Source organism: Rahnella sp. 1L-D-7-B-C2, from assembly GCF_057290995.1.
Window position 1 is genome coordinate 187,045 of sequence record NZ_JBXAVQ010000008.1, and the last position, 21,254, is coordinate 208,298.

At 52.3% G+C, this 21,254-nt stretch carries 17 protein-coding genes and 1 pseudogene; 10 read left to right on the forward strand and 8 right to left on the reverse strand.

What is annotated here, in order from left to right:
- Nucleotides 1–315: 315 nt before the first annotated feature.
- From lpdA to pdhR, 4 genes are all read right to left on the reverse strand, one after another.
- Entirely contained in the window at nt 316–1,740 is a 1,425-nt protein-coding gene (gene lpdA, locus AC0Z7K_RS15190) for a dihydrolipoyl dehydrogenase (RefSeq protein ID WP_167457477.1), read from the reverse strand.
- A 212-nt stretch (nt 1,741–1,952) separates the two neighbouring features.
- Nucleotides 1,953–3,848 (reverse strand): pyruvate dehydrogenase complex dihydrolipoyllysine-residue acetyltransferase, encoded by a 1,896-nt coding sequence (gene aceF, locus AC0Z7K_RS15195; RefSeq protein WP_485615066.1) that lies wholly within the window; start codon nt 3,846–3,848, stop codon nt 1,953–1,955.
- A gap of 13 nt (nt 3,849–3,861) precedes the next feature.
- On the reverse strand, nt 3,862–6,525 hold the full coding sequence (gene aceE, locus AC0Z7K_RS15200; RefSeq protein WP_112168689.1) for a pyruvate dehydrogenase (acetyl-transferring), homodimeric type: 2,664 nt from the start codon (nt 6,523–6,525) through the stop codon (nt 3,862–3,864).
- Between the two features lie 162 nt (nt 6,526–6,687).
- A complete protein-coding gene (gene pdhR / locus AC0Z7K_RS15205; RefSeq protein ID WP_112168690.1) occupies nt 6,688–7,458 on the reverse strand; it encodes a pyruvate dehydrogenase complex transcriptional repressor PdhR in 771 nt (256 codons plus the stop codon).
- Nucleotides 7,459–7,886: 428 nt separating this feature from the next.
- Between pdhR and aroP the strand changes: the two genes are divergently transcribed.
- From aroP to AC0Z7K_RS15220, 3 genes are all read left to right on the forward strand, one after another.
- The gene (gene aroP, locus AC0Z7K_RS15210) at nt 7,887–9,257 is read left to right on the forward strand and encodes an aromatic amino acid transporter AroP (RefSeq protein ID WP_413527853.1); all 1,371 of its coding nucleotides are present in this window, start codon (nt 7,887–7,889) and stop codon (nt 9,255–9,257) included.
- Between the two features lie 223 nt (nt 9,258–9,480).
- Nucleotides 9,481–10,917 carry a glycoside-pentoside-hexuronide (GPH):cation symporter gene (locus AC0Z7K_RS15215; protein ID WP_413527852.1) on the forward strand — a complete coding sequence of 479 codons (1,437 nt, stop codon included), beginning with the start codon at nt 9,481–9,483 and terminating at the stop codon, nt 10,915–10,917.
- The gene (locus AC0Z7K_RS15220; RefSeq protein ID WP_485615067.1) at nt 10,910–11,884 is read left to right on the forward strand and encodes a glycoside hydrolase family 43 protein; all 975 of its coding nucleotides are present in this window, start codon (nt 10,910–10,912) and stop codon (nt 11,882–11,884) included. The genes AC0Z7K_RS15215 and AC0Z7K_RS15220 overlap by 8 nt, the downstream gene beginning before the upstream one ends.
- A 109-nt stretch (nt 11,885–11,993) precedes the next feature.
- Here the strand turns inward: AC0Z7K_RS15220 and ampE are convergent, their stop codons facing one another.
- Both ampE and ampD read right to left on the reverse strand, forming a co-directional pair.
- Complete coding sequence (ampE, locus tag AC0Z7K_RS15225) at nt 11,994–12,848, reverse strand: beta-lactamase regulator AmpE (protein ID WP_485615068.1); 855 nt, start codon at nt 12,846–12,848, stop codon at nt 11,994–11,996.
- 61 nt (nt 12,849–12,909) lie between these two features.
- Nucleotides 12,910–13,482 carry a 1,6-anhydro-N-acetylmuramyl-L-alanine amidase AmpD gene (ampD, locus tag AC0Z7K_RS15230; RefSeq protein WP_485615069.1) on the reverse strand — a complete coding sequence of 191 codons (573 nt, stop codon included), beginning with the start codon at nt 13,480–13,482 and terminating at the stop codon, nt 12,910–12,912.
- Between the two features lie 94 nt (nt 13,483–13,576).
- Between ampD and nadC the strand changes: the two genes are divergently transcribed.
- From nadC to hofC, 4 genes are all read left to right on the forward strand, one after another.
- Nucleotides 13,577–14,470, forward strand: coding sequence for a carboxylating nicotinate-nucleotide diphosphorylase (gene nadC, locus AC0Z7K_RS15235; RefSeq protein WP_413527849.1), 894 nt, complete (start codon nt 13,577–13,579; stop codon nt 14,468–14,470).
- 296 nt (nt 14,471–14,766) lie between these two features.
- On the forward strand, nt 14,767–15,216 hold the full coding sequence (gene ppdD / locus AC0Z7K_RS15240; protein WP_485615070.1) for a prepilin peptidase-dependent pilin: 450 nt from the start codon (nt 14,767–14,769) through the stop codon (nt 15,214–15,216).
- Nucleotides 15,213–16,709 (forward strand): type II secretion system protein GspE, encoded by a 1,497-nt coding sequence (gspE, locus tag AC0Z7K_RS15245; protein ID WP_485615071.1) that lies wholly within the window; start codon nt 15,213–15,215, stop codon nt 16,707–16,709. The genes ppdD and gspE overlap by 4 nt, the downstream gene beginning before the upstream one ends.
- Complete coding sequence (gene hofC, locus AC0Z7K_RS15250; RefSeq protein WP_485615072.1) at nt 16,706–17,926, forward strand: protein transport protein HofC; 1,221 nt, start codon at nt 16,706–16,708, stop codon at nt 17,924–17,926. Before gspE ends, hofC begins: the two co-directional genes overlap by 4 nt.
- A 104-nt stretch (nt 17,927–18,030) precedes the next feature.
- Here hofC and AC0Z7K_RS15255 read toward each other — a convergent pair whose 3' ends face one another.
- Nucleotides 18,031–19,074, reverse strand: coding sequence for a GMP reductase (locus AC0Z7K_RS15255; protein WP_485615073.1), 1,044 nt, complete (start codon nt 19,072–19,074; stop codon nt 18,031–18,033).
- 242 nt (nt 19,075–19,316) lie between these two features.
- On the opposite strand from AC0Z7K_RS15255, the gene coaE reads away from it, so the two are divergent.
- From coaE to yacG, 3 genes are read left to right on the forward strand one after another with little or no spacing between them, the layout of a single operon-like run.
- A complete protein-coding gene (gene coaE / locus AC0Z7K_RS15260) occupies nt 19,317–19,925 on the forward strand; it encodes a dephospho-CoA kinase (protein WP_485615074.1) in 609 nt (202 codons plus the stop codon).
- 48 nt (nt 19,926–19,973) lie between these two features.
- Nucleotides 19,974–20,726 (forward strand): cell division protein ZapD, encoded by a 753-nt coding sequence (gene zapD, locus AC0Z7K_RS15265; protein WP_485615075.1) that lies wholly within the window; start codon nt 19,974–19,976, stop codon nt 20,724–20,726.
- A 9-nt stretch (nt 20,727–20,735) separates the two neighbouring features.
- The gene (gene yacG, locus AC0Z7K_RS15270; protein WP_413527834.1) at nt 20,736–20,933 is read left to right on the forward strand and encodes a DNA gyrase inhibitor YacG; all 198 of its coding nucleotides are present in this window, start codon (nt 20,736–20,738) and stop codon (nt 20,931–20,933) included.
- 54 nt (nt 20,934–20,987) lie between these two features.
- Here the strand turns inward: yacG and AC0Z7K_RS15275 are convergent.
- A pseudogene (locus AC0Z7K_RS15275) lies at nt 20,988–21,254 on the reverse strand (IS4 family transposase); the annotation flags it as partial.

A 21,254-nucleotide genomic window follows, 5' to 3' on the forward strand; every position in this document is an offset into this window, starting at 1 on the left:
GGACACTGCGGGTATGATTGTTTCTTGGTCGGTTTACGACACATCCTGAACCTGAGCACAGTGCCCTTTAGCGCCGGGGCAGCATAGCAGGATTTTGCCTGCTTGTTAATTCGTTCACATAAAAGCAACATTAAATCTTTGCTGAATCGTTGAGCACAGACGGATCGACTGCCTTCCTTCTGGCCGCGCATTACAACAGCATAATAGGCCTAGCTTAACAAGGGATTAAAGGGGCTTTACAGAGGATTCATCGTGAAAAAAGCACAAAAAAAAGCGGCCCCTCTCGGCGCCGCTTCTTAAACCTTTAAACCAGAATTATTTCTTCTTGGCTTTCGGGTTCGGCAGGTCAGTGATGCTACCTTCGTAGATTTCTGCTGCCAGACCCACGGACTCATGCAGAGTCGGGTGAGCATGGATGGTCAGCGCGATATCTTCTGCATCACAACCCATTTCGATTGCCAGACCGATTTCGCCCAGCAGCTCGCCGCCGTTGGTACCGACAATCGCACCACCGATGACACGGTGAGTTTCTTTGTCGAAGATCAGTTTGGTCATACCGTCTGCACAATCGGAAGCGATAGCACGGCCTGAAGCTGCCCACGGGAAGGTGGCTGTTTCGTAGCTAATGCCTTTTTCTTTCGCTTCTTTCTCGGTCAGGCCAACCCAGGCAACTTCTGGCTCAGTGTAGGCGATCGATGGAATGACTTTCGGATCGAAGTAGTGTTTCTTGCCAGAGATGACTTCGGCAGCCACGTGGCCTTCGTGAACACCTTTGTGTGCCAGCATTGGCTGGCCGACGATGTCGCCGATAGCAAAGATGTGTGGCACGTTGGTGCGCATTTGTTTGTCGACGTGGATGAAGCCACGGTCGTCAACTTCAATGCCCGCCGCGCCTGCTTCCAGCAGTTTACCGTTTGGTACACGGCCAATCGCGACCAGCACTGCGTCATAACGCTGTGGTTCTGCCGGAGCTTTCTTGCCTTCCATCGTGACATAGATGCCGTCTTCTTTGGCTTCTACCGCTGTCACTTTGGTTTCCAGCATCAGGTTAAACTGCTTGCTGATTTTCTTGGTGAAGACTTTCACCACGTCTTTATCAGCGGCAGGGATCACCTGATCAAACATTTCTACCACGTCGATCTGTGAACCCAGCGCGTGGTAAACGGTACCCATTTCCAGACCGATGATGCCACCGCCCATAACGAGCAGACGCTCAGGGACAGTTTTCAGTTCCAGTGCGTCGGTGGAATCCCACACGCGTGGATCATCATGAGGAATGAATGGCAGTTTGATTGGACGGGAACCCGCCGCAATGATCGCATTGTCGAAAGTGATAGTCGTTGGACCATTCTCGCCTTCAACAACCAGAGTATTCGCGCCAGTAAATTTGCCCAAGCCGTTCACGACTTTGACTTTACGGCCTTTCGCCATGCCCGCCAGACCACCGGTCAGCTGGTTGATGACTTTTTCTTTCCAGACACGCACTTTGTCGATGTCAGTTTTCGGCTCACCGAAAACGATGCCGTGTTCTGCCAGAGCTTTCGCTTCGGAAATCACTTTTGCAACGTGCAGCAGAGCTTTAGAAGGGATACAGCCAACGTTCAGGCACACGCCGCCGAGAGTGGCATAACGCTCAACCAGAACAGTTTCAAGACCTAAATCAGCGCAACGGAAAGCAGCAGAGTAACCTGCAGGGCCCGCCCCAAGTACGACGACCTGAGTTTTAATTTCAGTACTCATCATGACCTCTTAATTTATGTCCGGCGGGTCTGACGTCATTTTTATGTCGCAACGCCCATCATCCACCGGGTCGTTCTATCCGCCCGCAGTTTACAAAATTGTTAACAAATTTGAAACAACAAACGGCATACGATTCGTGTTTAGCGCAGGATAATCCCAAACAACATGATGAGATTATCAGAAAAAAGCCGGCCGTTTGGCCGGCTTTTCGCTTACATCACCAGACGGCGAATGTCTGACAGTACGTTGTTGATGATGGTGATAAAGCGCGCACCATCGGCACCGTCAATCACACGGTGGTCGAAGGAGAGCGACATTGGCATCATCAGACGCGGTACGAACTCTTTACCGTTCCAGACAGGCTCCATCGCGGACTTGGAGACACCAAGGATAGCCACTTCCGGCGCATTAACGATTGGCGCAAAGTGGGTCGTCCCGATACCGCCAAGGCTGGAGATCGTGAAACAACCGCCCTGCATTTCGCCGGCAGTCAGTTTACCATCACGCGCTTTCTTGGAGATTGCCATCAGTTCACGGGACAGCTCAGCGATGCCTTTCTTGTTCACGTCTTTGAAGACCGGAACAACCAGACCGTTAGGCGTATCGACCGCAACACCGACGTTGATGTATTTTTTCAGCGTCAGTTTCTGACCATCTTCGGACAGAGAACTATTGAAACGTGGCATCTGCTCAAGCGCAGCCGCAACCGCTTTCATGATGAACACCACTGGCGTGAATTTCACATCCAGCTTGCGTTTAGCCGCTTCATCATTCTGCTGTTTACGGAACGCTTCCAGCTCGGTGATATCGGTTTTGTCGAAGTGCGTAACGTGCGGGATCATTACCCAGTTACGGCTCAGGTTGGCACCAGAGATTTTCTGGATACGACCCAGTTCCACTTCTTCGATTTCACCAAACTTGCTGAAGTCGACTTTCGGCCAAGGCAGCATGCCCGGAATACCGCCGCCAGTGGCAGCAGCCGGTGCAGCTTCAGCGCGTTTAACCGCGTCTTTCACGTATGCCTGAACGTCTTCGCGCAGGATACGACCCTTACGGCCTGTGCCTTTCACTTTCGCCAGGTTAACGCCGAATTCACGAGCCAGACGACGGATAACCGGCGTGGCGTGAACGTAAGCGTCATTCTCAGCGAAGTCGCCTTTGCTGGCGGCTGGAGCAGCCGGTGCGGCGGCTTTCTGTTCTTGTTTCGCAGGGGCAGCCGCTTCTTCTTTCTTCGCCGCCGGAGCAGCAGGCGCAGCGCCTTCTACTTCGAAGACCATGATCAAAGAGCCGGTGCTGACTTTGTCGCCCGCAGCGATTTTGATTTCTTTCACAGTACCGGCGAACGGCGCAGGGACTTCCATGGAGGCTTTGTCGCCTTCCACGGTGATAATCGACTGTTCAGCCGTTACTTTGTCGCCTACTTTAACCATGATTTCAGTGACTTCAACTTCGTCGCCGCCGATATCAGGCACGTTCACTTCTTTGCTGCCGGAGGCCGCAGGAGCTGCCGGGGCCGCTTCTGACTTCGCTTCTTCTTTGGCTGGTGCGGCAGAACCGGAACCGGCCACTTCGAAGACCATGATCAAAGAGCCGGTGCTGACTTTGTCGCCCGCAGCGATTTTGATTTCTTTTACGGTACCCGCGAACGGTGCAGGGACTTCCATAGAGGCTTTGTCGCCTTCTACGGTGATCAGCGATTGCTCAGCTTCAACCTTATCGCCCACTTTCACCATAATCTCGGTAACTTCAACTTCGTCACCACCGATATCTGGCACGTTCACTTCTTTGCTTGCGCTCGACGCAGGTGCAGCAGCAGGTTTCTCTTCTGCTTCAGCTTTCGCTTCCTGTTTCGCAGGAGCTGCATCAGCAGCTCCGTCAGCGGCTTCGAAGATCATAATCAGTTTGCCGGTTTCGACGGTATCGCCGACCGCAACTTTGATCTCTTTCACCACGCCAGCTTGTGGAGAAGGCACTTCCATAGAAGCTTTATCGCCTTCAACGGTGATCAGCGATTGTTCAACGGAAACGGTATCGCCCACCTTCACCATAATTTCGGTGACTTCCACTGCATCTGCACCGATGTCCGGTACGTTAATTTCAATAGCCATCTGTCTTTACCTCTTATGCCAGACGCGGGTTAACTTTGTCAGCATCGATGCCGAACTTGGTAATGGCCTCAGCCACTACTTTCACATCGATCTCGCCACGTTTGGCCAGTTCGCCCAGCGCAGCAACCACAACGTAAGACGCATCAATTTCGAAGTGGTGACGCAGGTTTTCGCGGCTGTCAGAACGACCGAAGCCGTCAGTGCCCAGTACGCGGAAATCGCTGGCAGGAACGAAGTTACGGATCTGCTCGGCGAACAGCTTCATGTAGTCGGTTGAAGCAACAACCGGTGCATCGTTCATTACCTGAGCCACGTAAGGTACGCGTGGGGTTTCAGTCGGATGCAGCATGTTCCAGCGTTCACAGTCCTGACCGTCACGGGCCAGTTCGGTGAATGAGGTCACGCTGTACACGTCAGAACCGACGCCGTAGTCTTTCGCCAGGATCTGAGCCGCTTCACGTACGTGACGCAGGATAGAACCGGAGCTCATCAGCTGCACTTTACCTTTGCTACCTTCCACGGTTTCTAACTTGTAGATACCTTTACGGATGCCTTCTTCCGCGCCTTCTGGCATGGCTGGCATGTGGTAGTTTTCGTTCAGTGTAGTGATGTAGTAATAGATGTTTTCTTGTGCTTCGCCGTACATACGCACCAGACCGTCATGCATGATGACTGCCACTTCGTAGGCATACGCCGGATCGTAAGAAATACAGTTCGGGATAGTCAGAGACTGAATATGGCTGTGACCATCTTCGTGCTGCAAACCTTCGCCGTTTAATGTTGTACGACCTGAAGTACCACCGACCAGGAAGCCACGTGCCTGTTGGTCACCCGCTGCCCAGCACAGGTCGCCGATACGCTGGAAACCGAACATGGAGTAGTAGATGTAGAACGGGATCATTGGCAGATCGTTGGTGCTGTAAGACGTCGCTGCGGCAAGCCATGAAGATGCGGCGCCCAGTTCGTTGATGCCTTCCTGCAGGATCTGACCTTTCTCGTCTTCTTTATAGTAAGCAACCTGCTCACGGTCCTGCGGGGTGTACTGCTGGCCGTTCGGGCTGTAAATACCAATCTGACGGAACAGACCTTCCATACCGAAAGTACGCGCTTCATCGGCGATGATTGGAACCAGACGGTCTTTGATGGAGTCGTTTTTCAGCATCACGTTCAGGGCACGGACAAAGGCGATGGTGGTAGAGATCTCTTTCTTCTGCTCTTCCAGCAGTTGTGAGAAGTCTTCCAGTTTCGGCATTTCCAGCTTCTGCGTGAAGTTTGGCAGACGGGTCGGCAGGTAGCCTTTCAGCGCAGCACGACGCTCATGCAGGTATTTGTATTCTGCAGAGTCTTTTTCCAGAGTGATGTACGGCAGTTTTTCCAGATTTTCATCGGTCACTGGCACGCTGAAACGATCACGGATATAGCGCACGCCATCCATGTTCATTTTCTTCACCTGGTGAGCAATGTTCTTGCCTTCGGCCGCTTCGCCCATGCCATAACCTTTGATGGTATGCGCAAGGATAACGGTCGGCTGACCTTTGGTGTTCTGTGCTTTGTTCAGTGCTGCAAAGACTTTCTTCGGATCATGACCACCACGGTTCAGCGCCCAGATCTCGTCGTCGGTCATGTCTTTGACCAGCGCAGCGGTTTCCGGGTAACGGCCGAAGAAGTGTTCACGAACGTATTTACCGTCGCGGGACTTGAAGGTCTGGTAGTCGCCGTCCACGGTTTCGTTCATCAGCTGGATCAGTTTGCCGCTGGTATCTTTACGCAGCAGTTCGTCCCAACGGTTGCCCCAAATCACTTTGATCACGTTCCAGCCGGCGCCTGCAAAGATGCCTTCCAGTTCGTTGATGATTTTGCCGTTGCCGGTCACCGGGCCATCAAGACGCTGTAAGTTACAGTTGATGATGAAGCACAGGTTGTCCAGTTTCTCGCGGGTCGCGATAGTGATCGCACCTTTGGATTCTGGTTCGTCCATTTCACCGTCACCCAGGAACGCATAAACGCGCTGCTCTTTGGTGTCTTTCAGACCACGATGATCAAGGTATTTCAGGAACTTAGCCTGATAGATAGCACCGATTGGACCCAGACCCATTGATACGGTCGGGAACTGCCAGAATTCAGGCATCAGTTTAGGGTGCGGATAAGATGACAGACCTTTACCGTGAACTTCCTGACGGAAATTGTTCATCTGGTCTTCGGTCAGGCGGCCTTCAAGGAAAGCACGCGCGTACACGCCCGGAGAGATATGGCCCTGGAAGTACACCAGATCGCCGCCATCTTTCTCGTTGCGAGCACGGAAGAAGTGGTTGAAGCACACTTCGTAAACCGCTGCGGAAGACTGGAAGGATGACATATGGCCGCCCAGATCCAGATCTTTCTTCGACGCACGCAGAACGGTCATGATCGCATTCCAGCGGATTGCGGTACGAATGTTGCGTTCCAGCTCCAGGTTACCCGGATACTCAGGTTCGTCTTCAACAGCGATGGTGTTGACATAATTACGGCTGGCCGCGCCAGCTGCGACGCTCACGCCGCCTTTACGTGCTTCACTCAGAACCTGATCAATCAGGAACTGCGCACGCTCAACACCCTCTTCACGGATGACCGATTCGATCGCTTGTAGCCAGTCGCGAGTTTCGATCGGATCCACGTCATTATTTACACGTTCTGACATGGTGCTTTTCCTTATCTGTATCTAATACGTTGGTTTATCTGGAGCCTGTCTTCCTGCGCTCTTTCGCAAAGCTCTTCGTTCTCAATAAAACGCACGAAGACAGGCCCGTCATGTAGTTGCCGTGAGCCCCCAAGTGAAGGCTCTAAAAATTAATCCCGAAGGTTAACTTTCATCTTTCCGTTGCTGGAGCCGTCGTAGTGACCGATCCCGCCGGGTGTGTTCCCTGCTGAGATCCAGCAAAACTTCTTCAATGAACGCCAGGTGACGGTGAGATGCAGCGCGCGCCATTTCTGGTTCACGTGCAACAATCGCCTCGAAAATACTGGCGCGGTGGTTGCTTACCGTTGCCAGCATTTCCCGGCGTGAGTAGAGCAATTCAAAGTTCTGTCGTACGTTCTTCTCAAGCATCGGTCCCATACAGCGAACCAGATGCAGCAACACCACATTATGGGCTGCTTCTGTTACAGCGACCTGATACTGCATAACCGCATCGGCTTCTGCATCCAGATCCCCGCTGTCTTGTGCGGTCTGAATGCCCACGTGACAATCACGAATGCGCGCTAAATCTTCCTCTGTGCCTCTGAGTGCAGCGTAATAGGCAGCAATCCCTTCAAGGGCATGGCGTGTTTCAAGGAGATCGAATTGTGATTCAGGATGGTCAGCCAGTAACTCGGCCAGCGGATCACTCACGCTTTGCCACAAATTACTTTGCACGAAAGTGCCACCACCCTGACGACGCAGGAGCAGTCCCTTCCCTTCCAGGCTTTGGATCGCCTCTCTGAGAGAAGGTCGTGAAACATCAAACTGTTTGGCCAGTTCACGTTCTGGCGGAAGCTTTTCCCCGGGTCTCAAAGTGCCTTCGAGGATCAGGAACTCAAGTTGCTGCTCGATCACATCGGATAACTTAGGCTGGCGGATTTTGCTGTAAGCCATATCTGTGCTGTTCTCTGCGAGTAGCGACTCTGTAAGTTGCCGGAGTCAATTGGTAATACCAATTTAAAAAACGTGGCCGTAAAGTAACAAAGTATTCACCTTGTGTCCATATGGCTACCCAGTAAATGCGTCGACCTCGCACAATTTAACAACTTTTTAGCATTCTCCTTTTTTTCCACGCTTTAGATCACATTTTTACGATCCTGAGCAAATTTACCGTTAATTCGGTTATTTGTTATGCAGATGATGCATAAATCAGGTGCAAACTTTTTCGCATAACACTATTCTTGCCCGAACGGTAGATGATGCTGATTTTTAGGCACAATCCAGCCGTAAATAATTAAATACAAAAAGTGTAATTATCGCCTTACATTCTTTCTAACACGCAGAATGCTATGGGTTTTGCCCCAATGACAGAGGACAGGTAAATGGTTGATAAACAACATGGCGATGAGCTGAAGCGCGGTCTGAAAAACCGCCACATTCAGTTAATCGCGTTAGGTGGGGCAGTCGGAACAGGCCTGTTTCTGGGCAGCGCCTCCGTTATTCAGTCTGCGGGGCCGGGGATTATTCTTGGCTACGCTATTGCCGGGTTTATCGCATTCTTGATTATGCGCCAGCTCGGGGAAATGGTCGTTGCAGAGCCGGTCGCCGGTTCTTTCAGCCATTTCGCCTATAAATACTGGGGTGGCTTTGCCGGTTTTGCTTCTGGCTGGAACTACTGGGTGCTGTACGTGCTGGTGGCAATGGCAGAGCTGACCGCCGTCGGTAAATATATTCAATTCTGGTATCCGGAGATCCCAACCTGGGCTTCTGCGGCTGTGTTCTTCGTGCTGATCAACGCCATCAACCTGACCAACGTTAAAGTCTTTGGTGAGATGGAGTTCTGGTTTGCAATCATCAAGGTCGTCGCGGTAGTGGCCATGATCCTCTTCGGGGGCTGGTTGCTGTTCAGCGACACTGCTGGTCCGCAGGCGACAGTACGTAACCTCTGGGAGCAAGGTGGCTTCCTGCCCCATGGCATGACCGGGCTGGTAATGATGATGGCTATCATCATGTTCTCATTTGGGGGGCTGGAGCTGGTGGGTATCACCGCCGCAGAAGCCGATAACCCGGAGATAAGCATTCCTAAAGCCACCAATCAGGTTATTTACCGTATCCTGATTTTCTATGTGGGCTCACTGGCTGTCTTGCTTTCCCTGATGCCGTGGACCCGCGTAGGGCCGGACACCAGCCCGTTCGTTCTGATCTTCCATGATCTGGGTGATGCGCTGGTGGCAAACGCCCTCAACGTGGTGATCCTGACTGCTGCACTGTCGGTCTATAACAGCTGCGTGTACTGCAACAGCCGTATGCTGTTTGGTCTGGCTCAGCAAGGTAATGCACCAAAAGCACTGCTGAATGTCGACAAACGTGGTGTGCCGGTCGCCTCTATTATGGTCTCTGCGGCCACTACGGCGCTCTGTGTACTGATTAACTATCTGATGCCGGGCGAAGCTTTCGGGCTGCTGATGGCGCTGGTGGTTTCTGCACTGGTCATCAACTGGGCGATGATAAGCCTCGCGCACATGAAATTCCGTCAGGCGATGCGCCGCGAAGGGATCGATACCAAGTTCAAGGCGTTGCTGTATCCGGTGGGTAACTATATTTGCTTGCTGTTCATGGCAGCGATTCTGGTGATTATGGCGATCACACCAGGCATGGCCATTTCCGTATGGCTTATCCCTGTCTGGCTGGTGATTCTGGGCCTCGGGTACTGGGTCAAAAATCAGCAAAGCGGAAAGTCCGTTAAAGCCTGAAATTAAGTCAGAGTTGTTAAAGGCTTAAACTCTTAAGCGCCCCGGTCCGATTTCCTGGCCGGGGCGCTTTGTTATCTGGGTCACACTTTGCCCAGCATGACTAAAACGTCCATCTTCATGACTCTTACCTCCTGACTCCTCAGCCCCTACCGCGCCAATACTCTTTACTAACAAACAGTTTCGTAACATCACTCTTTTTAACCAATAGCCGGAGAGAACATCCATGAAGGAAGGCGCGCTGTCATTCAAAGAGAAAGTGGCGTACGGCATGGGGGACGCGGGATGCAACATGATTGGCGGCGCCATCATGCTGTTTCTTAATTACTTTTATACCGACGTTTTCGGCCTTGCCCCGGCGCTGGTCGGTGTATTACTGCTGTCGGTGCGTGTGATCGACGCCGTCACTGACCCGATCATGGGCGCGATTGCCGACCGTACGACTACCCGCTGGGGTCGGTTCCGCCCCTATTTGTTATGGATATCGGTGCCTTACGTCCTGTTCAGCGTGCTGATGTTCACGACGCCGGAGTGGACCTACAACAGCAAGGTTATCTATGCCTTTGTCACCTACTTCCTGATGTCACTAACCTACACGGCTATTAACATCCCTTACTGCTCGCTGGGCGGCGTTATCACAGCGGATCCGCACGAACGTGTCGCCTGCCAGTCTTATCGCTTCTTTATGGTGGGGATCGCGACGCTGATCTTGTCTTCTACATTACTGCCAATGGCCGACTGGTTTGGCGGTGCGGACAAAGCCAAGGGCTACCAGATGTCGATGGGCGTGATGGCGATCATTGCGCTGTTCATGTTCCTGTTCTGTTTCAGCTTCGTGAAAGAACGTATCCAGCCTGCGGTGCCGTCTAAACATGCGCTGAAATCTGACCTGAAAGACATCTGGAAAAACGACCAGTGGGTGCGCATTCTGCTGCTGACCTTCTGCAACGTCTGCCCGGGCTTTATCCGTATGGCGGCAACGATGTATTACGTCACCTGGGTGATGGAGAAATCTACCTCGTTCGCCAGCATGTTCATCAGCCTCGGCGTGGTGGGCATGATGATTGGCAGCGCGCTGGCGAAGCCGCTGACCGATAAATTCTGTAAACTTAAAGTGTTCTTCTGGGCCAACATTATCCTGACCATTTTCTCCTGCGGCTTCTATTTCCTTGATCCGCATGCCACGACGCTGATTCTGGTCGCCTACTTCGTCCTGAACATCATGCATCAGCTTCCTTCTCCGCTGCACTGGTCATTAATGGCCGACGTGGATGACTACGGCGAATGGAAAACCGGCAAACGCATCACCGGCATCAGCTTCTCCGGTAATCTGTTCTTCCTGAAATGCGGTCTCGCCGTGGCAGGGGCAATGGTTGGCTTCCTGCTTTCTGGCTATGGCTACGACGCCGGCGCGGCGCGCCAGAGTGATCACGCCATCAACGGGATTGTATTGTTATTCACGGTTATCCCCGGCATTGGCTATCTCATCACCGCAGGCGTTGTACGCTTACTGAAAGTCGACCGGGAAATGATGCGCACCATCCAGTCAGATCTGGAAATCCGCCGCCGCAATTACCGCGAGCTGAATGAATACCACGACACGAAAAATGCACCTGACGCGGGCACCCTCCCGCTTCACAGCAAGGAGCTAAAACATGAGTAATTACCCAAACCCGCTCATCGAACAACGTGCTGATCCGCATATCTGGCTGGACAACGATGGGTATTATTATTTTATCGCCTCGGTGCCGGAATATGACCGGCTGGAAATCCGCCGCTCAAAAACGCTGACCGGTCTTGCTGATACGCCGGTAAAAATCGTCTGGCACAAACCCGACAGCGGCCCGATGAGCGCACTTATCTGGGCACCGGAGCTGCATTTCATCGACGGAAAATGGGTGATTTACTACGCTGCCGCGCCGTCGCAGGAGATTAAGGACGGACTGTTTCAGCACCGTATGTATGCGCTGGTGTGTGAAGATGCCGATCCGCTAAGGGGAAAATGGATCGAAAAGGGGCAGGTCCAAACACCGATCGACAGTTTTTCACTTGATGCCACGCATTTCGAGCATCAGGGAAAAAGCTATTACCTGTGGGCGCAGAAAGACCCGGCTATCCGCGGCAACTCCAATCTGTACATTGCCGAAATGGAAAATCCGTGGACGCTAAAATCGCCGCCGGTGATGCTCAGTAAACCTGAACTGGACTGGGAAATTATCGGCTTTTGGGTGAACGAAGGACCTGCGGTGATAACTCATGGCGATAAGATTTTCATCACCTATTCCGCCAGCGCTACCGATGAGAATTACTGTATCGGGTTGCTCACCGCTGATGCGCACAGCAATCTGCTGGATGCGTCTTCGTGGCATAAATCTCTGCATCCGGTATTCACCACTCACACGCAGAATAAACAATTTGGCCCCGGCCACAACAGCTTTACCCGCAACGAAGAGGGTGACGATGTACTGGTTTATCACGCGCGAAATTACACCGAAATTGAAGGCGATCCTTTGTATGACCCGAACCGTCATACCCGGATTAAAAACATTCGCTGGGACGACAACGGGCAGCCGGACTTCGGCGAACCCGCCGCCGATAACCGCCCGCTGACCCTGCAAAAACAGGTATAACGCTTCAGAAAAGCCGTTAAGAGAAGGCAATAAAAAGCCCGGCCATGTGAATGAGCCGGACTTTTTTTTATTAGTTCAGAGATGACGCTGAGGCAGCGAAACAGTGGCGTTAAATCAGCGCACCATAAATCGTCAGCAGCGCCACCACGACCAGAATAATCATGGTGACTTTACGCGCCAGCCCGACGGCAGCGCGCGGCGTCTGCACCGGATCCATATGCGGATCGCGCGCCAGTGAGAACTGCGCCAGACGGGTCAGCACGTGATATTGCGAAGAATGAATGTCTCCAAGCGAGGCAAACCATGCCGGTAATGCTTTTTCGCCGTGCCCGAGCAGCGCATATGCCACACCGGCCAGACGCACCGGGATCCAATCAAGAATGTGCAGCAAACTGTCCACGCCGGACTGCGCGCGTTTGAGCGGCGTCGTATGGCGCGCGAGCCAGGTCTGATAACCACGCAGCGCGGCGTAACCACCCAGCGCAACCGGGCCGTAAGGGCCAAGCACCACGAACCAGAAAAGAGGCCCGAGGTAATAACGGAAGTTAATCCACAACAGCGCATTTTGCAGCTCGCGCAGACGGGCTTCTTCGGTGCAATCTGTTGGCAAACCGTGGATCAGCGCCAGCTCTTCTGCCATCTCTTTCGTGGCATCGGAATCGCCCTGACGGGCTGATTTCAGATAGCCGCGATAATGCTTACGCTTAACACCTGCGCCAATGCAGAACAGACAGATAATCACCCACAAAATCAGCGAAGGTACGCCGAAAAACAAGCCCTGAACCGCGCGTAGGATCACCCAAATCACCGCCATCCAGACCACGGCGATCGCCAGCGTTTTCACCAGAGAAGTCTGTCGTCCGCGGCTGAAAATCACCTCGAACCGATGATCCAACTGCCAGTGTTCACCCAGTTTGAACAAGCGCTCCCAAGCCAACACCAGCAATAAAGTAAATAACGTCATCGATTGTCACTCTCTCTCAACACATCACACGCTAAAAACATAAACCTGAACCCGCGTTCATTCACGAGTCAGCAGAAGCATTGTGCCCTGCGGAAGGTGTTAGCAGCTTGCGATAAAATGCCCATTCAAACGCAGGGCCGGGATCCGTTTTGCGCCCCGGCGCGATGTCACTGTGTCCGGTAATGGCATCAAGACTAATCGGATAGTGCTTAATTAACAACTCAGTAACGGCCGCCAGGCTGCGATATTGCGCTTTTGTGAAAGGCTCAAAGTCAGTGCCTTCCATCTCAATACCGATGGAAAAATCATTACAGCGCTCACGCCCCTGCCAGCTGGAAACACCTGCATGCCAGGCGCGTTTATCGAAAGGCACGTATTGGACGATTTCACCGTCACGCCGGATCAGGCAGTGCGCGGCGACCCGCAGCTGATGAATTCCTTCAAAATAAGGATCGTCCTGCGGGTTCAACGTGCCGGTAAATAACTGATCAATATACGGGCCACCGAATTTTCCGGGCGGCAAACTGATGTTATGGATCACCAGCAGTGAGGGGATTTCGTCGTCAGGACGGAGATCGGAATGGGGAGAAACAACCTGCCGGGCCTCGGCAATCCAGCCATGTTCTAAGTGCATCAATGACCTCAATGATGTGCCTGAGTGGTACTTATCGCAGCAACAGGGTAGCATGTTTTTTTGTCCTTCTTATCCGCCATTTCGGAGTATTTGTATGTCTACCCGCAGCTACAGCCCTGAAAGTCGCCGCGCACAGTTGCTCGAACGTATCGAGAGCGATATTCCCTTACTTGTGACTCAGGCGCTGGGTGAAGACCTCGGCGGCGAAGCCAATGCCGACAATGACTTAACCGCCCAACTGTTGCCGCAGGACAAAGATGCCAGCGCAACTGTGATTACTCGTGAAGCCGGAATTTTCTGTGGTCAACGCTGGCTGGATGAAGTCTTCACCCAACTGGCGGGAGACAAAATCACCGTTAAATGGCATGTCAAAGATGGCGATTCAGTTTCTGAAAACCAGACATTATGTGAACTTTCAGGCTCTGCGCGCATGCTGCTGACCGGCGAACGCACGGCGCTGAATTTTGTCCAGACCTTATCTGGCGTGGCCACCGAAGTGAATCACTATGTGAAACGCCTCGCAGGCACCAAAACCCAGCTGCTGGATACCCGAAAAACCCTGCCCGGCCTGCGCACAGCATTAAAATATGCCGTATTGTGCGGTGGCGGCAGCAATCACCGTCTTGGCCTTGCTGATGCTTTCCTCATCAAAGAAAACCACATTATTGCCTGTGGCTCGATCAAAGCGGCAGTTGAACGTGCATTGTGGATCCACGCGGATGTCCCGGTTGAAGTCGAAGTTGAATCACTCGATGAACTTCAGCAGGCACTGGATGCAGGTGCGGACATCATCATGCTGGATAACTTCACTGTGCCGATGATGCGCCAAGGTGTAGCCCTTACAGCTGGCCGCGCATTGCTGGAAGTCTCTGGCAATGTCACTGAAAAAACACTGCGTGAATTCGCTGAAACCGGCGTGGATTATATTTCTGTCGGTGCGCTGACTAAGCATGTCCGTGCAATGGATCTCTCCATGCGTTTCAACTAATTAGCCGTTCCGCTATTGCCCTCTGAAATCCTTTCCGGGGGCAATACGACTTCCTCGGACGCTTTCGAACTTGCCGCATTACCCTCTCATTCTCATCAAACCTTGCCAACTCTCTTTTTGACCTCCTGAGCATAATTGCGAGACATCGCGCAAATTTTTTGCCTGCTGTGTTGGCTTGCATATTTATCCCGGAAGACGTCGTGGAGAATCCGACAATGGTGCTGGAATCCGATTTTTTCTCCGTTTAGTTTGCTGGCTGAGCAACATCCATGCAGTTACACGAAACGGAGAACGCCATGCAACGGCAACAAGGATTTACCCTCATAGAACTGATGGTGGTGATCGCGATTATTGCGATCCTCAGCGCCATCGGCATTCCTGCCTACCAAAGTTATATTCAGAAAGCGGCTCTGACCGACATGCTGCAAACCATGGTGCCCTACAAAACCGGCGTCGAGCTTTGCGTAATTGATGCCGGTGCCCTGACCGCCTGCAATGCCGGCAGTCAGGGGATCCCAGCATCCGCCACCAGTCGTTACGTCAGCAAGACTCAGGTCAACGCGGGGATCATCACGCTTACCGGTCAGCAGGCACTCTCTGGTCTGAGCGTTGTGATGACCCCTACCTTCGACAATCAGGCTGGTGGCATTCTCTGGAGCCGCACCTGCACCAATTCAGCTAACACTTCGATGGTTGAAGCTTGCGAAAGCGTCTTCCGTTTTGACACCTCAGGAGCGCCGAAATGAGTGACATGCCACTAAAACCGGTTTCACTGGTAGAGAACGAAAAGCAGCAAAGCGAAGCTTCACTGGAGGCACTTTGCCAGCGCTACAAAGCAGTGATTTTACATCGCGACGATCAGACGCTGCGCGTGGCCTGCCATGAGGCTGAACCCGATACCGATACGCTCAGTAACGTCCTACGCTTTGCCAGCGGGCTGAAAGTTCAGCTTGAACGCTGGCCACAAGCAAGACTCGAACAGGTAATGGAAAAAAGCAGCGCTGATCCTCAAGAAGAACCTGCAAAAAGTGAGTCACGTCCGGCTTCAGGCAGTTCTGAGGAAAATGAGCTTAACGACCAGAGTGATGCGCCGGTAATTAATGTTCTCAACCAGATCCTCAGACAGGCCATCACCCGTCGGGCTTCGGATGTTCACTTCGAGCCTTACGAGCACAGCTTCCGTGTCCGCGTTCGAATTGACGGCGTGTTACAGGAAATTCCCGGCCCTGAGTTTTCATTGGCTGCGGGTGTTTGTGCGCGGCTGAAAATCATGGGGCAGTTGAACGTTGCAGAACGCCGCTTACCACAGGACGGACAGCTGTCAGTGATGCTACAAAACCAGCGCTACTCAATGCGCGTCTCCTCCCTGCCAACATTGCATGGTGAAAAAATCGTGCTGCGGATCCTGCATATGACCCAGCAGGATCTGGCGATGTCGCAACTGGGGCTGACACTGCGCGATCTCGAGTATTTCAAAGCCGCACTGAAACACCCGCAGGGGCTGATTCTGGTCACCGGCCCGACCGGCAGCGGTAAAACCGTTACGCTTTACAGTGGATTACGGCATCTTAATGCCATCTCCCGCAATATTTGCAGCGTGGAGGATCCGATCGAAATTCCAGTCAGCGGTATCAATCAGACGCAGATCAACAGCAAAACTGATCTCAACTTTGCCAGTGTGCTGCGCGCATTGCTGCGCCAGGATCCGGATGTGATTATGGTCGGCGAGATACGTGATAAGGAAACGGCAGAAATCGCCGTCAAAGCCGCACAAACCGGGCATCTGGTGCTTTCAACGTTACACACCAATTCCACCTGTGAAACCCTGACCCGGCTGCGGCAGATGGGTATTGAAGGCTTTCATATTGCCGCCAGCCTGCGGCTGGTTATTGCTCAGCGACTGGTGCGAAAACTCTGTCCGCACTGCCGTAAGGCGCACATGGGGTTTGTCGGCAAAGGTGAAAACGGGCGTGGTGCCCAGACTGCACTTTGGCTGGCTGCCGGATGTCATCAGTGCTTTTCCGGCTATTACGGACGCACAGGCATTTATGAAACGCTAAGCATCACACCACGCTTGCAGCAGGCACTGGTTGCAGAAGCCACGGTGAATGAGCTGAGTAAAATTGCCCGCGAACAGGGGCAAATCACGCTGCAGGAAGCAGGAATGTTGCTGGTTGAGCAAGGGATCACTTCGCTTGAAGAACTCTATCGCGTCACCGGCGAGGAAACCGATGCATGAGTGAAATGCCTGCGCTTTCCCAAAGAGGGTGCCTGTATCACTGGCAGGCCATCGACATCCAGGGAAACATTCAGCAAGGCAACAGCATAGAGACCAGCAAAGATGGCCTTTATCAGCAGCTCTTTGCAGCCAGTTTACAACCGCTGAAGATTCAGATGAGGCAACGTCTGAACCGGGGCTACTGGAAAAATCCAGAACGCGTTGCGATGGTCAGGCAACTTGCCACGCTGCTACAGGCCGGACTGCCGCTGGTCAATAGCCTTATGTTGCTAGCAAATGAGCATCCGAAAATGGCGTGGCAATGCGTTTTGCAAAATATCGCTAAAGGAGTTCGTGAAGGGAAGCCTTTATCAGCAATGCTGAATGCGTATCCTGATGTGTTCCCGGATATCTACCGGCAAATTATTGCCATCGGTGAACTCACCGGTCAGATGGATCGCTGCTGTTTACAGCTGGCCGCACAGCAGGAACAGCAGGCACAACTAAGAGACAAAGTGAAAAAAGCCCTGCGCTATCCGCTGATTGTCAGTGTAATAGCCACGGTAGTGACCTTACTGATGCTGACCCTGGTTCTGCCGGAGTTTGCCAAAATCTATGCCTCCTTTGATGCCAAGCTGCCGTGGTTCACGCGCATGCTGGTCAGTACATCGGATGTCCTGATCAGTACCGGTCCGTGGTTGACGGGGGGTGTATCTCTTGGTTGCTTTGCCTATTTACGCAAACTACATCCACAAAAGCGCTGGAAGCAGCGGGAGCAAATGCTGCTGCTAAGGTTTCCGATAACCTCACGGCTGGTTACCGACAGTTGCCTCAGCCAGATATTTCAGACGCTGGCGATGACTCAACAGGCAGGAATGACGCTGATTTCCGGGCTGGAGGCCGCGGCGTCCTCCCTGTCAAATTTGCATTTTCAGAGCGCGCTTAGCCAGATCCGTGAGCAAATTATGCAAGGCACACCTTTGCATAAGGCCTTTGTGCAGTCGCCGCTGTTTCCTTCGCTGTGTCAGCAACTGATAAAAATCGGGGAGGAGTCAGGTTCACTGGATGAGTTGCTGCTGAAACTGGCTCATCTGCATAACGAAAAGGCAAATTCGCTGGCGGACACATTGTCACAAACGATTGAACCGATTCTGATGGCAGTAATGGGCGTAATTGTTGGTGGGTTAGTGATCGCCATGTATCTGCCTATCTTCCAGTTGGGTTCGGTGATGGGATGAAGCGTCCTGTAAACGGGACTTTCATTGGAAATGAAAACGGCGAAAACCTGTTTCGCCGTTACAGATGCCTTTATGGCGTGGGTGACATTCTTGTCTTTAAGGAGTTATTTACCGCCGAACAGACGGTTTTCCTGCTCTGCAACGCGGATAAAGGTGGTGCGTTTTGTCAGCTCTTTCAGACGATCGGCACCCACATAAGTGCAAGCAGAACGCAGACCGCCAAGGATATCGCGAACAGTGTTTTCAACCGGGCCTCGCAAAGGCAACTTCACGGTTTTACCTTCCGCTGCACGATATTCAGCCACACCACCGACATGACGTTTCATCGCAGATTCGGAACTCATGCCGTAAAAAAGCATGAATTTTTCACCATTCTCTTCGACGATCGTACCTTCACACTCTTCATGCGCTGCCAGCATTCCGCCGAGCATCACGAAGTCTGCGCCGCCGCCGAAAGCTTTAGCAACATCGCCCGGCACTGCACAACCGCCGTCGCTGACAATCTGTCCGCCCAAACCATGTGCGGCATCAGCGCATTCGATCACAGCAGAAAGCTGCGGATAACCGACACCGGTTTTAACGCGGGTAGTACAGACCGAACCTGGTCCAATGCCGACTTTGACAATGTCTGCACCGGAGAGGATCAGCTCCTCGACCATTTCACCGGTGACTACATTACCAGCACAGATGACTTTGTCAGGGCAGGCTTCGCGTACGCGTTGCAGGAAATCGACAAAGTGTTCCGAATAGCCGTTAGCAACATCAAGACACACAAATTTCAGCAATGGTGACATGGCGAGAATTTGCAGCGTTTTGACAAAATCTGCTTCAGATGTCCCGGTGGAAACCATCACATTGCGCAGTACAGATTCATCCGCAGAAGCGATGAAAGCCTGCCATTGTTCAACGGTATAATGTTTATGCACTGCCGTCAGCATGCCGAAAGATGCCAGCACCGTCGCCATGCGGAATGTCCCCACGGTATCCATATTGGCGGCAATAATAGGTGTGCCTGACCAGCTGATTGCGGAGTGTTTGAATGTGAAGGTGCGCTCCAGTTCTACTTCGGAACGGCTTTTGAGGGTGGAACGTTTAGGGCGGATAAGTACGTCTTTAAAACCTAATTTCAAATCTTCTTCAATGCGCATGACGGGTTTGTCCTGGTTTGGCGACGGATCGCTAGGGCGTACAGCGAAAATTAGACACCCTTTCCAGTGGTTTTATCATACACAGGAAAATGACAACGGCAAGATGGCTTTTACTACGAGCGTCACAGACTTTAGATTGTGCCGCTGAATAATTTTTTGAGCCCGAAACCAACACGAGAGCGGCTTGCACTTACTCATAATCTCTTTATCATTTACCAAACTAATTTTATCAGAGCATCCGTATGACCTATATCGTTGCATTGACCGGAGGCATAGGTAGCGGGAAAAGCACCGTTGCTGAGAGCTTTGCACGCCACGGCGTAAGCATTGTCGATGCTGATATTATTGCCCGTCAGGTCGTTGCCCCTGGCGAACCCGCGCTGGATGCGCTGAGCAGCCATTTTGGTCACAATATTCTTCTCGCTGACGGCTCGCTTAACCGCGCCGTTTTGAGAGAATGTATATTCAGCAACCCCGTTGAAAAAGAATGGGTTAACAAATTGCTGCATCCGCTTATCCATGCCCAAACGCAGCGCCTTATCGCGCAGGCGCATACGCCGTACGCGCTCTGGGTCGTACCGTTATTAATTGAAAATGGATTGCAGGCGCAGGCCAATCGCATACTGGTGGTCGACGTTGATCCACTCACTCAGCTTTCGCGCACGATGCAGCGCGACGGCGTCAGCCGCGAGCAGGCTGAAAATATTATTGCCTCGCAGGTAAGCCGTAAAAAACGGCTGGCCTGCGCGGATGACATCATTGATAACAGCGGCGGTCCTGAAACGATTGAACCGCGTGTTGCCCAATTACATAGCCGCTATTTAAAATTGGCGGCATCAGTATCTCCATGAATAATTCGTCGAATTATCAAGGGGAAAACAGACAGGATATTGCCCAGCATGAGTGAAGCAGCAGCCACGGTTCTTTTTGAACATCCGTTAAATGAAAAAATGCGTACCTGGTTGCGCATTGAATTTCTGTTACAGCAGCTGCATGCCAATGCACAGGTCACTGCTATTTCTTCCGCCCTGCTGTTCTTTCGCACGGCATCCGACTTACTGGATGTGTTAGAACGCGGTGAAGTCCGCACCGATTTGCTGAAAGAGCTTGAGCGTCAGCAACAAAAATTATCCCAGTGGCAGGATGTCCCCGGCGTCGATTTGGCCCGCATTGAAGGGTTACGCACTGAGCTGAAGCAGTGTGCAGGCGTGCTGATGAAAGCCCCGCGTATTGGTCAGGCGCTGAAAGAAGATCGCATGATCGCGCTGGTACGTCAGCGTCTCAGCATTCCGGGCGGCTGTTGCAGCTTTGACCTACCGACGCTGCATATCTGGCTGCATCTGGCACAATCTCAGAGGGATAGCGAAGTACAAAACTGGCTGGAAACGTTGGCTCCGCTGAACAATTCGCTCACGATGGTATTAGATTTGATCCGCCAGTCAGGCGTTTTCCGCAATCAAATCAGCCTTAACGGTTTTTTCCAGGACAATGCTGAAGGCGCGGATCTGTTACGATTACGCCTGTCGATGGAAAATTTGCTTTACCCGCAAGTGTCCGGGCACAAAACCCGTTATGCCATTCGCTTTTTACCCCTCGACAGCGAACATGGCGTGGTTCCCGCGCGACTGAATTTTGATCTTGCCTGCTGCTAGGAGTTGCAAATGGATCCCGAAATTATTGAAGTAAATTGCCCGACCTGTGGCAAAACGGTGGTGTGGGGCGAGCAAAGTCCTTACCGTCCTTTCTGCTGTAAACGCTGTCAGCTGATCGACCTCGGCGAATGGGCCGATGAAGAGAAACGTATTCCCAGCAAAGGGGATATTAACGATCTGGATGACTGGAGCGAAGAAGAGATTTAACACGCGAAGCATGCACGAGAAGAGATAACAGAAAGGGGCTTCGGCTAATGCCGGTCACTTAAGGTGACCGGCATTGTTTTTTAAGGGATATTTCGACCTTTTTTCTCTCACTTCCCTTGTATATTCCCGCTCGCGCCTCGAGGGCAGTTTTAGCATCGCTGCGTTGCTGTAAAAATGCTTCAGATGACCAGGGATCGCTCCCGCTGATGCCCACGGCAGCCCGATTAACAACCGTAATATCTCTGACACTGCACCGCTAAAACTCAGCTGATAAGGCAGATAATCTCCCTTCAGGCTGAACGCCATCTTGATCATCTGGTA